The sequence below is a fragment of the Rhodococcus sp. NPDC060084 genome (genome assembly GCF_042730335.1).
In the GTDB taxonomy this organism is placed as follows: domain Bacteria; phylum Actinomycetota; class Actinomycetes; order Mycobacteriales; family Mycobacteriaceae; genus Rhodococcus.
In genome coordinates this window covers 26,636-41,110 of the sequence record NZ_JBHWWX010000002.1, presented here as the reverse complement: position 1 = coordinate 41,110, position 14,475 = coordinate 26,636, and the positions used below count along the sequence as shown (strand labels likewise).

Genomic DNA, 14,475 nt, shown 5'->3' with positions numbered 1-14,475 from the left:
GCCGCTACACGTTGAAGCGGAACTCCACGACATCGCCGTCGGCCATGACGTAGTCCTTGCCTTCCATCCGGACCTTGCCCCGGGCCTTGGCCTCAGCCATCGAACCGGCGGCGTCGAGGTCGTCGAACGAGACGATCTCGGCCTTGATGAAGCCACGCTCGAAGTCGGAGTGGATGACGCCGGCGGCCTGCGGTGCGGTGTCGCCCTGGTGGATGGTCCACGCACGCGCCTCCTTCGGACCCGCCGTGAGGTAGGTCTGGAGGCCGAGGGTGTGGAAGCCGACGCGCGCGAGGGAGGCGAGGCCGGGCTCGTCCTGACCGATCGAGTCGAGCAGTTCCTGAGCTTCTTCCGGCTCGAGTTCGATCAACTCGGACTCGACCTTGGCGTCGAGGAACACGCAGTCTGCGGGAGCGACGGCCTCACGCAGTTCCTGCTTCTTCGCGTCGTCGGTCAGCACCGTCTCGTCGGCGTTGAAGACGTAGAGGAACGGCTTGGTGGTCATGAGGTTGAGCTCGCGCAGCAGCGCGTAGTCGAGGGTGTCCTTCTTCGAGAACAGGGTCGCGCCCTCGTTGAGGACGGCCTGCGCCTTGACGGCCTCCTCGTACTGCGGCTTGAGGTCCTTGTTCTTCTTCGCTTCCTTCTCGAGACGCGGCAGCGCCTTCTCGAGGGTCTGGATGTCGGCGAGGATCAGCTCGGTCTCGATGATCTCGATGTCGGCGAGCGGGTCGACGCGACCGTCGACGTGGATCACGTCGTCGTCGGCGAACACGCGCACAACCTGGCAGATCGCATCCGCTTCGCGAATGTTGGCGAGGAACTTGTTGCCCAGGCCTGCGCCCTCGGACGCTCCCTTGACGATGCCGGCGATGTCGACGAACGACACGGTGGCAGGCAGGATGCGCTGCGAACCGAAGATCTCCGCCAGGCGATTCAGCCGCGGATCGGGCAGTTCGACCACGCCGACATTGGGCTCGATGGTGGCGAACGGATAGTTCGCAGCCAGCACATCGTTCTTGGTCAGCGCGTTGAAAAGCGTCGACTTGCCGACGTTGGGAAGACCGACGATTCCGAGGGTAAGGCTCACGGGTTCAATATTCTACGCAGACCCCGCGCGGTCGCCTCATCCGCACGCTACCCGCACCAACTGCGCGATCCGCGCGGCCTGCTCGTCGTCGGGCACGGACGTCCCGTCGGCGGCGAGTTCGCCGACCTTGTCGTTGACGTCCTGATCGCCGGCGCCGTCCTCGATCAACGGGCACGTCTCGCTGACGATCGACTCGATCGACGAGGTTTCCCGGTCGGCGGACAACTGCGGGTAGCCGGCACGGAACGCCGCTACGAACGCACTCATCTTGGCATCGTCGAACGCTTCTCCGGCTTTGTCGGCGGCATCGGAGGCTGCCTGCTGAACCGAGGACAGGACCCCGCCGGCTTGTTCCTGCACATTCGTCGCGGCGTCGCTCGCCGAGGTCCGCGCCCCGTCCGCCGTCGGCGCGTCGTCCGAGCTGCACGCGGCGAGAGCACCGGCGACAGCCACCGCGACCAGCATGATCGATGCCCGAGTTCTCCGGGACATGCCCGTTCCATTCGTCACGTTTCGAGAGTGCCACGAACGGGGACTCTCGGTCGGGCAAATCCGACAACCCGCTCATGCTCGGATTCCGGGCGTGGTGACCGTAGATTTACGGACGTCGGGCACGTCGACTCGCACAGACATGTCGGAAGGACCAGCGTTGACCGAATCGAAATCCAGCCCATGGGGTACGAACCCCGCCTCGACATCGTCGAAGACTCCTGATCGGGCCACCCTCATCGGTGCCGGCGGAATGTGGCTCGCGAAGTGGTCCGCGATCCTTGTCGTGATCGCTGCGGGTGCCCTCGTGCTCGGCTGGATCATCCAGAAAATGTGGGTGATCGTGCTGCCGGTCGCCCTCGCGATCGTGGTCTCGACGATTCTGTGGCCGCCGACCCGGGCGATGACCAAACGCGGGCTCCCACCCGCACCGGCCGCGTCGATCACGCTCGTGCTGTTCTTCGCGATCGTGGGCGGCATCATCGCCGGCATCGTGCCGTCGGTGGTCAACCAGGTGCCCGATCTGGCCAACAAGGCCACCGAAGGCATCAACACGGTCCAGGACTGGGTGAAGGGCCCGCCCATCAACCTGCAGGACGAGCAACTCGACAACGCCGTGGACGCGGTGGTCGAACGTGTCCAGGGCAGTGCTGCCTCCATCGCCGGGGGCGTGTTCTCCGGGGTCACCACCGCCGGGTCGCTGCTCATCACGTTCGCACTCGTCCTGGTGCTGTCGTTCTTCTTCATCAAGGACGGACCGCGTTTCCTCCCCTGGCTGCATCGGGTCAGCGGCAGGACTGCCGGGCGGCACCTCGAAGAGGTCCTGACCCGGATGTGGATCACGCTCGGCGGGTTCATTCGCACCCAGGCAGTAGTGAGCCTCATCGACGCGGTGTTCATCGGCATCGGCCTGGTGATCCTCGGTGTACCGCTCGCGCCGGTGCTGGCGATCCTCACGTTCATCGGTGGATTCGTCCCGATTGTGGGTGCCTTCGTTGCCGGTGCCCTGGCCGTGCTGGTCGCGCTCGTCGCCAACGGCTTCACCACGGCTCTCATCGTGCTGGCACTCATCATTGCGGTGCAGCAGATCGAGGGGAACGTCCTGCAGCCCGTTCTCCAGTCGCGGAGCATGAATCTGCACGCGGCCGTGGTGCTGCTCGCGGTCACTGCCGGATCGTCGCTGTTCGGCATCGTCGGTGCGTTCCTGGCGGTGCCGGTGGCTGCGGTCGCCGCCGTCGTGATCCGCTACATCGGCGAGCAGATCGACAGTCGCTCGGCCGAAGTCGATCCGGACGACGCGACGAAAGCTCTGCCCGCTCCCGGCGACGCCTCGGCGCCCGATCCGAACGCCTCCACCGGGCCGGAGCCCGAGCCGGATCAGAAGTGACGGACGCTCCTGCGGGTCAGCTCGCGACCTGAACAGTGGATCCCGACCGGCCGCGGATGACGTGCAGCCGGCTCGGGATCCGCTGCCGCATCTCGTCGACGTGGCTCACCACCCCGACGACCCGGCCGCCGGCGCGCAATTCGTCGAGCACCCCCATCACCGCATCCAGAGAGTCCGCGTCGAGGGTGCCGAACCCTTCGTCGATGAACATCGTGTCGAGAACCACTCCGCCGGCTTCCGCTGCGACGACGTCCGCGAGCCCGAGCGCCAGCGCCAGCGACGCCTGAAACGACTCGCCGCCGGACAGGGTTTTCGTCGACCTGACCACGCCGGTGTATTCGTCGTGGATGTCGAGCCCCAGGCCACCACGTCGACCACGGGTGTCGGCCGCGTCGGAGTGCACGAACTCGTACCGGCCGCCCGACATCCTGCGCAGTCTCTCCGACGCGGCGTCCGCAACCTCCTCGAGACGCGCCGCGAGCACATACGAGCGCAGCGACATCTTCTTGGCATTGGAGCCGCCACCGGCCACGACGTCCGCGAGGTCGGCGAGTTCGGCCTGCTCGTCGCGGAGAGGGACGAGTTTCGCGTACGCCTGCTCGAGACGCGCCGTGTAGGCGTCGATGTCGAGGTACCGGCGGGCCGCCTCGGTGGCGGCAGCGTGTGCCCGGTCGAGCGCGGCAGCGCCCGCGGCGACCGCTGCCCGCGCCCCGGGCACATCAGCCGTCTCGTCTCCGGTGAGAACGGCTATCGCAGGCTCGGCGAGCGTGGCCTGCGCGACCGCCCGTTCGTTGTCGGCCGCTCGGAGTACACGATCGATCTCGTCGATCCGATCGCCCGGCCGGAGTGCCGCACGTGCGGCGTCGAGGTCGGCGAAACCAGCCTCGGTCGCGGCGGTGAGCGCCTCGGCGGACCGCTGCTCGGCGACGTGCCTGGCATGGGAGGCCGTCGAGCGCGCATCGAGCAGCGCGGTCGCGGCGGCGGCGAGCTCAGCCGCCCGGCGACGCCTCGGCGCGAGGGAGTCGGCATCACCGACCGCAGCGGTGATGCGGTTGCGGACCTCCGCGGCCTCGGCGGAGAGCACCGCGGTGCGGCGGTCCAGGTCTGCGAGTTCGGCCTCGACGCGGCGGATTCGTTCGTCGAGGTCGGTGGCGAGACGGTGCAGTTCGTCGACCGCGGCGCGACGCCGCACCAGATGTTCGGCGAGCGCTTTCGCCGCGTCGTGTGCGTAAACCGCGTCGGCGTGACGGACGGTGAGGTCCTCGACCGGAACGTCGCCGCAACGCTGACGCAGCACCGCAACGGCCCCGGAGATCTCGGTTGCCGCGGTCCGCGCGTCGGCGAGCGCTCGCTCCGCGCGCTGTTCCGCAGCCTGTGCGGCGGCCTCGTCGTTCTTCGTGACCGTGTCCGGCGCCGGGACGGCGGGAGCGGGATGCTCTGTGGCACCGCAGACTTCGCACGGCTCGCCGGCGGTGAGCCGGGCCGCCAGTTCGGCGGCCATCCCCTCGATACGGCGACGCCGGATGTCGAGATGCCTGTCGCGGGCGTCGTTGAATGCCGAGTGCAACGTCAGCACCCGTTGTTGTGCTCGTTCGAGGTCGGTGCCGAGCGCGGCGAGTTCGACTGCGGCACCGAGAGAATCCGCGGCGCGGTCGCGGGCGGCGACAAGTCCCGGGAGGGACGCGGCGGCCTGCTCCGACTCGCTCACCGCGGCGACCGCGGCAGCGAGCCGGTCGGGCAGTGCAGCGCGCTCGGCGACCCGTGTCGTGTGGTCGTCGCCGAGGGCGCGGCGGCGCTGGGCCACTCGGCCCAGGTCCGCCTCGATCGTTGCCACGTGCCGATGCTGCTCGAGCAGATCGTCGAGCCGCGCAACCTCCGCCGACCATTGTTCGCACCGGGGCCGGATCACGGCGCGGTCGGTGTCTGCGGGAACGTCACCGACCTCTGCCAGCAGTGCCCGGCCTTCGTCGTGTTCCTCGAGCGGAGCGCGGGCTGCGCGCGCGGCCCGGGCAGCAGCCTCCGCGTCCGCGACGGCCCGCGCCGCATCGAGATCGACGACCGAGACCGGAACCGCGCGGCGCGCGGCATCGCGCTCGCTGCGCAACCGCTGCCGGTCGGGTTCGGAGGCCGTCAGCGTGTCGAGCACTGTGAGGGCGCTGGCCCGGCGATGCAGATTCTGTTCCAGCGCGACGGCGGTGTCGAGCGAGCGGCGGTTCTCCGCGTCGACTTCGCGGGCGCGTTCGAGGACCGCGGCGGCGGCATCGCGGGTGTCGGCGGCTTCGGCGGACAACCGGTGTGCCCACTCGACCGGGTCCGCGTCGGCTCCCGCCTCGATACCCGCGGCGGCGGCCACCTTCGCGGCCAGAAGGTCGACCGTTTTCTGTTGTTCGGCAAGGAGTTTGCCGCCCGTGCCACGGCGGTCGCGAAACCATTGCTCGACATCCCCGAAGCGAGTCGTGTCGAACAGTCGCTCGAGCAGCTTGCCGCGCTCGTCGCTGCCCGCGCGCAGGAACTTCGCGAACTCACCCTGCGGCAGAAGCACCACCTGGAAGAACTGTTCGGCGCTCATCCCCAGCAAGCCCTTGACGGCGTCACCGATGTCGGGGATCCGGGACAGGTTCTCGCCCTGCCCGTCGAGCCAGGTCAGTGTCGCCTTGGCCTGCTGCTTGACAGTGCCGGTGCCCCGCATCTTGGGACGTTCGTATTCGGGACTGCGTTCGAGGACGATCCGCCGACCCGAGATGGTGGCTTCGAGCCGCACCCGCGGTGCGACACCGGCCGGAGCGTGGTCGGAGAGGAGGCGCCGGCCGTCGGCGCGGGCCCCGGGAACGGTGCCGTACAAGGCGAAGGCCACGGCGTCGAGGATCGATGTCTTGCCCGCGCCCGTCTGTCCGTGGAGGAGAAACAAGCCGTCGGAGCCGAGTTCGTCGAAGTCGATCTCGACGGTGCCGGCGAACGGGCCGAACGCCGTGACCTCGAGCGTGTGGAGTCTCACGCGGGCACATCCGTCCGGGCGCGGTCGGCGCCGGGCAGTGCGTCGCCGACGCCCTGCTTGCGGTCGGCGTCGCGCAACGCCTGGCCGATCCACCCGAGCTCACGAGCCGACGGTGCGGAGCGCACGTCGCCGAGGAACGCCTCGGCGATCTGCACGTCGCTGCGACCGCGCACCTTGTCTCGGTAGGTGCCTTCGGAGAAGGAGGCGGGACGCTGCCACTCGACGTGTACGGCGTGCGGGAACCGTTCCTGCAGTTTGCGCATCGCGTCGAGGGGACGGACCGGGTCGGTGAGTGTGGCCGAGACGTAGTGCTCGGTCGCTTCGGCGTAGGCGGGATCGCCGAGCAGCGTGTCGAGCGTGCCTGTCAACTTGGTCAGCGGCCGGACCACCGGCAGGTCGATGCGTTCGACGGACCGGAGACCGGTCTCGTCGAGGTCGGCGATCCACACCGCTTTGCGGTGGGTGCGTTCACCGAAGGAATAGGGCAGCGGCGATCCGGAGTACCGCACGTGCTCCGCGACGGTCTGCGGCGAATGCAGATGCCCGAGTGCCACGTAGTCGGCGCCGGCGAACGACGCGGCAGAAACCGTCTCGACACCGCCGACGGAGATCGATCGTTCGGACCCGGTCGGCTCGGCACCGACCACGAACGCGTGCGCGAGCACCACGGTGCGGCCCCCGCGCCGAGCGGCGTCCTCCCGCACGCGGCGCATCGCGGCATCCAGGATCTCCTGGTGCGAACGCGCTGTGGGCACACCGAGTTCGGCGCGGGTGATCTCGGGCTCGAGATACGGAAGGCCGTAGAACGCGACCGGACCGTGCCGGTCCTCCAGGACGACGGGGTGCTCGATCTGCGACACCCGGGTGATCAGGTGCAGACCGCCGTGCGCGGCGAACGCTGCTCCGGCTCCGAGCCGCACCGGCGAATCGTGGTTGCCCGAGGTGGCGACGATGACCGCACCGGCCGCGCGGATGGCCTCGAAGCCCGCATTGCACACCGCGACCGCGTCGGAACTCGGGATCGAACGGTCGTAGACGTCGCCGGGCACGACGACCACATCGATGTCCTGCTCGGCGACGAGGCCTGCGATCGCGTCGAGGGCACGACGCTGGTCGGCGAGAAGGTCGACACCGTGGAAGGTGCGCCCGATGTGCCAGTCGGAGGTGTGCAGGATGCGCATGGACACCGACGGTAGAGCAGCGTTCCGACACCGCCGGGTTCCGGGCGGGTGTCGGACGGATGCGGCATCATGCGCCACATGACCGCACTCACGGCACTCGGACTGCTCGTGGCCCTCGTTCTCGGCGCCGTTCTCGGGTGGCTCGCCCGCGCTTCGCGCGACGGTGAACGTGCGGCGCGGGCCGAGTCCGAGCTCGCCGCGTTGCGCGGGAACGAAGCACAGCTGAGGCAGTCGCTGGCCGCGGTGAGCGAGGACGCCGCACGGCGCCAGTCCGGTGCGATCGGCGAGCAGGTGTCGCGTCTGGTGGATCCGCTGCACGACGCGGTGGGCGCCCTGGCCCGGCAGGTCGAGCAGGTCGAGCGGAGCCGCGTGCACGCGTATGCCGGGCTCTCCGAGCAGGTCGAAGGGATGCACCGGGTGTCGCAGCTGCTCTCCACCCGGACGCAACAGCTCGTCACCGCGCTCCGGGCACCGCAGGTTCGCGGACGCTGGGGTGAGATCCAGCTCGAGCGCGTCGTCGAACTCGCCGGGATGGTCCGCCACTGCGATTTCGACACGCAGGTCGGCAAGGACGGTGTGCGCCCCGACCTCGTCGTCTACCTGGCGGGCGGCAAACAGATCGTGGTCGATGCGAAGGTGCCGTTCGCCGCCTACCTCGATGCCGCCGAAGCCGATGATCCCGCCGAGCGCACCAAGCACCTGACCCGCCACGCGCGGCAGTTGCGCACCCACGTCGACCAGTTGTCCGCCAAGGCCTACTGGGAGTCGTTCGACCCCAGCCCCGAGTTCGTCGTGCTGTTCGTCCCGGGCGATCCGTTTCTCGATGCCGCGCTGGGCGCCGATCCCGATCTGCTCGAGTACGCCTTCGCGCGCAATGTCATCCTCTCGACCCCCACGACGCTCGTGGCGCTGTTGCGCACCATCGCGCATACCTGGAGGCAGGAGGCGCTGTCCCGCGACGCCGCGACGATCCACCGGCTGGGCCGCGAGTTGTATCAGCGTCTCGGTGCGGTCGGTTCCCATCTCGACCGCCTCGGGTCACAGCTGGGCAAGGCAGTCGAGACCTTCAATGTCACGGTGTCGTCGATGGAGACGAGAGTGGGAGTCACAGCCCGCAAGCTCCACGACTTGGAGATCTTCGACGGCGACGTACCCGAGATACGACGGGTCGACGCCTGGCCGCGCCGGAGCACGCAGCAGGGCAGAACGGAATCCGACGGTCCTGTCGACGAAGCAAGCTGACGCCGCCGCGCTAGTGTTTAACTCGTGTCTGCAACCCAACGTGCCCGCTCGGCGGTGCCGCTCGACACGCGGTCGTTGATTTCGACGGTGCCGGGCGTGCCGTGGTGGGGTGCGCTCACCATCGCGGCGGGGTCCACCGCCGTCGGGATTCTGATCGACGCCGCGCGTGGCAACGAACTCACTTCCGCGTTCACCGCCTTCTACGTGCTCGGATGCATCGCGGCAGTCGTCGCGGTGCGCCATCGTGGGCTGTTCACCGCCATGGCACAACCGCCGCTGCTTCTCATGGTGGCGGTCCCGCTGGGCCAGGAGATCATTTCGACGGGAAGCTCGTCGGGCCTCAAAGACCTCCTGCTCAACGTCGCGTACCCGCTGGTGAACAGGTTCCCGGCCATGCTTCTCGCCACGGTCGTCGCGCTCCTGATCGGCGGTTTCCGGATCTACGCCGCTCAGCAGAGCGCGGGAGGAGCACGTTCGCGTGCCCCGCGGCAGCGCGCACGTTCGGCATCGAGGACACGTGCCGCAGGTCGCCGGACGGCAGATCGCGACAGCGAGCCGAGACGGACACGCAGCGCTCCGCGTACGACTCCCAGGTCCGCCAAGCCGTCGGCTGCGGCGGGCGCCGCGCCCGTGCGCAAGGCACCGCCGCCGACCGCATCGGTACGCGACGTCACCGACAGCCGGGCCGAACCCGCGCCCAGACGCCGCCCTGCCCCGGTCGGCGACGGTGCGCGCGCCGTCGACCCCGCGCCGCCCGTCGCACGCACGCCACGGCGCCCGCGTCCGCCTCGCACAGATTTCGTGCCGCCGGCCGACGAGCGCGCCCCGCGCCGCCGTCCGCCGGCAGCCGAGCCGGTCCGCAGGGAGCCGCGTCCGGCCGTCGCACCGCATCCCGCGCCGGCGTACGACCCGCCGCAGGTGCGGTACCGCGACCGCTACGAAGACTGATCCGGGCGGACCGCTACGCGGATCGGCCGACGGTCAGTGGCGCGCCGCGCGCAGCTCGCGCGGCAGGGCGAACACCAATGTCTCGTTGGCCGTGGTCACCGACCGCACGTCGTGGAAACCGTGCTCGTCGAGCAGATCGACGACGCCCTGGACCAGGATCTCGGGCACCGACGCACCCGAGGTGATGCCCACCGTCTCGACGCCCTCGAGCCATGCCGGGTCGACTTCGCGGGCGTAGTCGACCAGGTAGGCCGCACGCGCACCGGCATTGAGCGCCACTTCGACGAGACGCACCGAGTTCGAGGAGTTGCGTGACCCGACGACGATGACGAGGTCGCACTCGGGGGCCATGGCCTTCACCGCGACCTGCCGGTTCTGGGTGGCGTAGCAGATGTCGTCGCTCGGCGGATCCTGCAGCTGCGGGAACTTCTCCCGGAGTCGCTGCACGGTCTGCATCGTCTCGTCCACGCTGAGCGTGGTCTGGGAGAGCCAGATGACCTTCTCCGGGTCACGGATCGTCACAGAATCCACGGCGTCGGGTCCGTCGACGAGCTGGACATGCTCGGGGGCCTCGCCGGCGGTGCCTTCGACCTCTTCGTGGCCCTCGTGGCCGATGAGCAGGATGTCGTAGTCGTCGCGCGCGAACCGCTTGGCTTCCTGGTGGACCTTGGTCACCAAGGGGCAGGTCGCGTCGATGGTGCGGAGTTCACGTTCTGCGGCGGACTGGTGCACTGCCGGTGACACACCGTGTGCCGAGAACACCAGCACCGATCCCGGCGGAACCTCGTCGGTTTCGTCGACGAAGACCACACCACGATCGGCGAGAGTCTCGACGACGTGCCGGTTGTGCACGATTTCCTTGCGGACGTACAGGGGTGCTCCGTACTTGTCGAGGGCCTTCTCGACCGTTTCGACAGCCCTGTCGACACCGGCGCAGTAACCGCGCGGTTCGGCGAGGAGCACTCGTTTGCCCGAGGCCGCGCTATGGGCCGATCGAGTGATCCCGACTTCGAGTGGAACAGACGCAGACATACCACCAGAGTACGGGCCGGGTGATCCCCGGGCCCGGCTCGGCTACCAATCATGCGGTTCATCGGGCAGGCTTGAGGGATGATCCGTCCACCGTTCATGGCACGGGTGGCCGCCGGCATGGCCGTCACCGCCTACGAAGAGACCCTCAAACTGCCGAGTACCGCTGTCTCGCTTCCGATGACGACGGTGAGCCAGATCCTTCAGACGACGATGCGGTTTCAGCAGGTGCTGACGTCGCTGGCGATCAAGGGCGATCATCTTTTCGAATCTCTCGGCGCACGCCCCGAGGAGAACCCGGAGTGGGCGGTGTTCGACGAGTCCGCTCCATCGGACACGAACACCGGCACCGGCGCAGGTACCGGCACGAACGGTGAGGGGTCGGCCACCCCCGGCCGCTTCGCCCTGTATTCGACACCTCCACCGGTTGCCGACGACGAACCAGCCCCCTCCGCCGCCGAGAAGCCCGCGTCCGAGGCGGCGGCACCGGCGCCGAGGAAGCGTGCGGCGAAGAAGGCCGCCGGCAAGTCTGCCGCTGCGAAATCCACCGCCACGAAGACCGCCGCCACCAAGACCGCCGACGTTCCCGAGATCGTCGAGTATCTCGACTACGACTCGCTGACGCTCGCGCAGTTGCGCGCGCGTCTTCGTACCCTCTCGGCCGAGGATCTCACCGCTCTGCTCGACTACGAGACCGCACACGCGGCGCGCGCCCCGTTCATGACGATGCTGTCGAACCGGGTCACGACCGTGCGTGACAAGTGACGGCGGCGCAATCCGCGGCGCGGCCCAATTCTCCGGAGAATCCGTGGCCGGTCCGCACCGTCTCGCAGAAGGTCGCCGGGTGGATCGATCGGCTCGGCACCATCTGGGTCGAAGGCCAGGTCACCCAGATCAATGCGCGCCCGGGCACCCGGACAGCGTTCCTGACCCTGCGCGATGCCTCCGTCGACATGTCGTTGCCGGTGACGTGCTCCCCTCAGTTGCTGCAGGACTCACCGGTGCCGGTCACCGAGGGCAGCCGCGTCATCATGTTCGGCAAGCTCACCTACTGGGCGGGCCGCGGCACCCTGTCGCTTCGGGTCACGGAGATCCGCGCCGTCGGAATCGGTGAACTGCTCGCCCGCATCGAACGGCTGCGGAGTCTGCTGGCAGCCGAGGGACTGTTCGATCCGCGGCTCAAACGGCCGCTGCCGTTCCTCCCCCGGCGCATCGGTCTGATCACGGGCAGGGCCAGCGCCGCCGAACGCGACGTGGTGTCGGTGGCTCAGCGACGCTGGCCCGCGGTACAGATCGACGTACGGCACACCACTGTGCAAGGCCCGACCGCTGTACCGCAGATCCTGGACGCACTCGAGGCGCTGGACGCGGACCCTGCCGTCGACGTGATCATCCTCGCCCGCGGCGGAGGCAGCGTGGAAGATCTGCTGCCCTTCTCCGACGAGGCGCTGTGCCGGGCCATCGTGGCCTGCACGACCCCCGTGGTCAGTGCCATCGGACACGAGCCCGACAGCCCGCTGTCCGATCACGTCGCCGATCTGCGAGCCGCGACACCCACCGACGCGGCCAAGCGTGTGGTCCCCGATGCCGTCGCGGAGCAGATGCTGGTCGACGAACTGCGGGCCCGCTCGGCGTCGGCGCTGCGCAGCTGGGTGCGGCGGGAAGAACACGTGATCGCGCAACTGCGTGACAGACCGGTGCTGGCCGACCCGTTCCGCGCCCTCGATCGCCGGCACGAGGAGATCGACAGGCTGCGGGAGGCCGGGCGGCGCGACATCGGGCGGACGATCGCGATGGCGTCGTCGACGCTCGAACACATGCGCGCCCGCTTGAGCACGCTGGGACCGGCTGCGACCCTGGCACGCGGGTACGCCGTCGTGCAGCGGGTCGTGCCCGGCGGAACCCCCGAGGTGGTGCGTTCGCTGGGCGAGATGCCCATCGGCACCCAGCTCCGGGTGCGGGTGGCCGACGGCGCCGCCCGGGCTGCGGTCATGGGACACGAAAAATGACGAATACGAGAACTGAGGCAAGAACTGTGGACGACGCCAACGCCGACGTGCGGGAATTCGGCTACGAGCGGGCGCGAGACGAACTGGTCGGCGTCGTGAAGATGCTCGAGCAGGGCGGACTCGATCTCGACGAATCCCTTCAGCTGTGGGAGCGCGGCGAAGCGCTCGCCAAGCGCTGCGAGGAGCATCTTGCCGGTGCCCGTGAACGTGTCGAGAGCGCGCTCGCCCACGCGGACGATCTCGACTCGGACGAGGACGCCGACGAGTACGACGAGGAGTAGGCCCGCTCAGGGCACGATCGGCTCGGCCTGACCCGCGGCGGTGGCCAGGGCAGTCAACTCGGCCTCGTCGCCTGATCCGCCGATCAGGATGCGGACATCTCCGAAGTCGGACACCCACAACGGTTCGACGCCTTCGCCGCCGTAGACGACCCATTCGCGTCCGTCGACCTCGCGGAGGTCGGTGACGGCGCGCGAGCCTCCGGCGACGAACGACACGAGTTCGGTCTGGCCCGCGTTCGACTGGGTGAACCTGACGTACCGGCCTGCCGGCGTGATGTACCCGACGGTGCTCGAGTCGCCGCCTTCGGCGCCGGAGATGATGCTGCGGCTACCCGAGTTGGCCTGCCAGTCGTCCGGGACCTCCGGCTGACGGATCGGGAAGCCGAGTTCCTGCGCGTCGTACTGCAGACCTGCATCGACGTCGAACGACGGCACCGGACCGGCGGTCGGCCCACCCGGACTGAACGAGCACTGGCTGGCGATCGCAGCGATGAGAAGACACAGCGCGACCAACGGAATCAGCGACCAGGCCATGTCGCGGGAGTCGTTCAGGATGCGGGGTTTGTCGGATGCCACGCATCCAGTCTGACAGCCCGATGCCGGGCGTGCCGACGCCGCCCGGGTCCGGCAGCCTGCGCGACCGGCGGTGGTGAGACAATCAGGACGCGATACACGTATCGGATCGTGCGGGCGCCGAACGGCGGCCGCCCACGTGCCGGCGCCCCGCGTCGACCGAAAATCTTCAGGAGGCAGTAGCCCATGACGGCCAGCACCCCATCTCGTCGCGAAGCTCCGGACCGCAACCTCGCACTCGAGTTGGTGCGTGTGACAGAAGCAGCGGCGATGGCTGCGGGTCGCTGGGTGGGACGCGGCGACAAGGAAGGCGGCGACGGAGCCGCCGTCGACGCGATGCGCCACATGGTGAGTTCGGTGTCCATGCAGGGCGTCGTCGTGATCGGCGAGGGCGAGAAGGACGAAGCGCCCATGCTCTACAACGGCGAAGAGGTCGGCAACGGCGACGGCCCGGACTGCGATGTCGCGGTCGACCCGATCGACGGCACCACGCTGATGGCGAAGGGCGCGCCGGGCTCGATCGCGGTACTCGCGGTCGCCGAGCGCGGCTCGATGTTCGATCCGTCCGCGGTGTTCTACATGAACAAGATCGCCGTGGGCCCCGAGGCTGCCGATGTGATCGATCTGTCCGCCGGCGTCGCGGAGAACATCCGCCGGGTCGCGAAGGCGAAGAACCGCGCGGTCTCCGACACCACCGTCATCATCCTCGACCGCCCGCGGCACGCCGAGATCATTCGTCAGACCCGGGAAACCGGCGCGCGTATCCGGCTCATCTCCGACGGCGACGTCGCCGGCGCGATCGCGACGGCACGGCCGGACTCCGGCGTCGACATGCTGCTCGGGATCGGCGGTACCCCCGAGGGCATCATCGCCGCGGCGGCGCTCCGCTGCATGGGCGGCGAACTGCACGGGCAGCTTGCTCCGACCGACGACGACGAGCGCCAGAAGGCCCTCGATGCCGGCCACGATCTCGACCGGGTCCTCACGACCCGCGAACTCGTCACGGGCGAGAACATCTTCTTCTGCGCGACCGGCGTGACCGACGGCGACCTGCTCAAGGGCGTGCGCTACTACGGTGGCGGCGCGACCACGCAGTCCATCGTCATGCGAAGCAAGTCCGGCACGGTCCGGATGGTCGAGGCGTACCACCGTCTCGAGAAGCTCGGTGAGTTCTCGTCCATCGACTTCCACGGAGTCGAGGGCGCTGCGCCTCCGATGCCCTGATCTCGTCTGTGGTGCGGGGCGGTTCGACGGAGT

13 protein-coding genes are annotated in these 14,475 nt (G+C 69.0%); 7 read left to right on the top strand and 6 right to left on the bottom strand.

Features of this window, described 5'->3' with window-relative positions:
* Positions 1-4: 4 nt before the first annotated feature.
* Positions 5-1,084, bottom strand: a complete 1,080-nt coding sequence (ychF, locus tag ACFWBU_RS01665; protein ID WP_296549473.1) for a redox-regulated ATPase YchF — start codon at positions 1,082-1,084, stop codon at positions 5-7.
* A gap of 36 nt (positions 1,085-1,120) precedes the next feature.
* Complete coding sequence (locus tag ACFWBU_RS01660) at positions 1,121-1,576, bottom strand: hypothetical protein (protein WP_378527266.1); 456 nt, start codon at positions 1,574-1,576, stop codon at positions 1,121-1,123.
* 139 nt (positions 1,577-1,715) lie between these two features.
* On the opposite strand from ACFWBU_RS01660, the gene ACFWBU_RS01655 reads away from it, so the two are divergent.
* Complete coding sequence (locus ACFWBU_RS01655) at positions 1,716-2,960, top strand: AI-2E family transporter (protein WP_169621559.1); 1,245 nt, start codon at positions 1,716-1,718, stop codon at positions 2,958-2,960.
* Between the two features lie 16 nt (positions 2,961-2,976).
* On the opposite strand, the gene ACFWBU_RS01650 is transcribed toward ACFWBU_RS01655, so the two are convergent.
* Both ACFWBU_RS01650 and ACFWBU_RS01645 read right to left on the bottom strand, forming a co-directional pair.
* Positions 2,977-5,955, bottom strand: coding sequence for an AAA family ATPase (locus ACFWBU_RS01650; protein ID WP_378527265.1), 2,979 nt, complete (start codon positions 5,953-5,955; stop codon positions 2,977-2,979).
* Positions 5,952-7,136, bottom strand: a complete 1,185-nt coding sequence (locus ACFWBU_RS01645; RefSeq protein WP_378527264.1) for an exonuclease SbcCD subunit D — start codon at positions 7,134-7,136, stop codon at positions 5,952-5,954. Before ACFWBU_RS01645 ends, ACFWBU_RS01650 begins: the two co-directional genes overlap by 4 nt.
* Before the next feature lie 78 nt (positions 7,137-7,214).
* Between ACFWBU_RS01645 and ACFWBU_RS01640 the strand changes: the two genes are divergently transcribed.
* Both ACFWBU_RS01640 and ACFWBU_RS01635 read left to right on the top strand, forming a co-directional pair.
* Complete coding sequence (locus ACFWBU_RS01640) at positions 7,215-8,378, top strand: DNA recombination protein RmuC (RefSeq protein ID WP_169652497.1); 1,164 nt, start codon at positions 7,215-7,217, stop codon at positions 8,376-8,378.
* A gap of 24 nt (positions 8,379-8,402) precedes the next feature.
* Positions 8,403-9,326, top strand: a complete 924-nt coding sequence (locus ACFWBU_RS01635) for a DUF6542 domain-containing protein (protein ID WP_169652498.1) — start codon at positions 8,403-8,405, stop codon at positions 9,324-9,326.
* 33 nt (positions 9,327-9,359) lie between these two features.
* On the opposite strand, the gene ACFWBU_RS01630 is transcribed toward ACFWBU_RS01635, so the two are convergent.
* Positions 9,360-10,358, bottom strand: a complete 999-nt coding sequence (locus ACFWBU_RS01630) for a 4-hydroxy-3-methylbut-2-enyl diphosphate reductase (protein WP_169621554.1) — start codon at positions 10,356-10,358, stop codon at positions 9,360-9,362.
* A 78-nt stretch (positions 10,359-10,436) separates the two neighbouring features.
* On the opposite strand from ACFWBU_RS01630, the gene ACFWBU_RS01625 reads away from it, so the two are divergent.
* The 3 genes from ACFWBU_RS01625 to ACFWBU_RS01615 are packed head-to-tail and all read left to right on the top strand — an operon-like array spanning position 10,437 to position 12,645.
* The gene (locus ACFWBU_RS01625; RefSeq protein ID WP_169652499.1) at positions 10,437-11,120 is read left to right on the top strand and encodes a lipid droplet-associated protein; all 684 of its coding nucleotides are present in this window, start codon (positions 10,437-10,439) and stop codon (positions 11,118-11,120) included.
* Positions 11,117-12,364: an exodeoxyribonuclease VII large subunit gene (gene xseA, locus ACFWBU_RS01620; RefSeq protein WP_169621552.1), complete on the top strand. Its 1,248-nt coding sequence runs from the start codon at positions 11,117-11,119 to the stop codon at positions 12,362-12,364. Before ACFWBU_RS01625 ends, xseA begins: the two co-directional genes overlap by 4 nt.
* Entirely contained in the window at positions 12,361-12,645 is a 285-nt protein-coding gene (locus tag ACFWBU_RS01615) for an exodeoxyribonuclease VII small subunit (RefSeq protein ID WP_169621551.1), read from the top strand. The genes xseA and ACFWBU_RS01615 overlap by 4 nt, the downstream gene beginning before the upstream one ends.
* 6 nt (positions 12,646-12,651) lie before the next feature.
* Here the strand turns inward: ACFWBU_RS01615 and ACFWBU_RS01610 are convergent, their stop codons facing one another.
* Positions 12,652-13,221, bottom strand: a complete 570-nt coding sequence (locus tag ACFWBU_RS01610) for a DUF4245 domain-containing protein (protein WP_169621550.1) — start codon at positions 13,219-13,221, stop codon at positions 12,652-12,654.
* 183 nt (positions 13,222-13,404) lie between these two features.
* Here ACFWBU_RS01610 and glpX point away from each other — a divergent pair, with 183 nt between their 5' ends.
* Positions 13,405-14,442, top strand: a complete 1,038-nt coding sequence (glpX, locus tag ACFWBU_RS01605; protein ID WP_169621549.1) for a class II fructose-bisphosphatase — start codon at positions 13,405-13,407, stop codon at positions 14,440-14,442.
* Positions 14,443-14,475: the final 33 nt, after the last annotated feature.

Bases quoted from the DNA above. Each gene is read 5' to 3' on its own strand.
- ACFWBU_RS01645 (WP_378527264.1), bottom strand. From the start codon at position 7,136: ATGCGCATCCTGCACACCTCCGACTGGCACATCGGGCGCACCTTCCAC.
- glpX (WP_169621549.1), top strand. From the start codon at position 13,405: ATGACGGCCAGCACCCCATCTCGTCGCGAAGCTCCGGACCGCAACCTC.
- ACFWBU_RS01625 (WP_169652499.1), top strand. From the start codon at position 10,437: ATGATCCGTCCACCGTTCATGGCACGGGTGGCCGCCGGCATGGCCGTC.
- ACFWBU_RS01655 (WP_169621559.1), top strand. From the start codon at position 1,716: ATGTCGGAAGGACCAGCGTTGACCGAATCGAAATCCAGCCCATGGGGT.
- ACFWBU_RS01640 (WP_169652497.1), top strand. From the start codon at position 7,215: ATGACCGCACTCACGGCACTCGGACTGCTCGTGGCCCTCGTTCTCGGC.
- ACFWBU_RS01630 (WP_169621554.1), bottom strand. From the start codon at position 10,358: ATGTCTGCGTCTGTTCCACTCGAAGTCGGGATCACTCGATCGGCCCAT.
- ACFWBU_RS01615 (WP_169621551.1), top strand. From the start codon at position 12,361: ATGACGAATACGAGAACTGAGGCAAGAACTGTGGACGACGCCAACGCC.
- ACFWBU_RS01660 (WP_378527266.1), bottom strand. From the start codon at position 1,576: ATGTCCCGGAGAACTCGGGCATCGATCATGCTGGTCGCGGTGGCTGTC.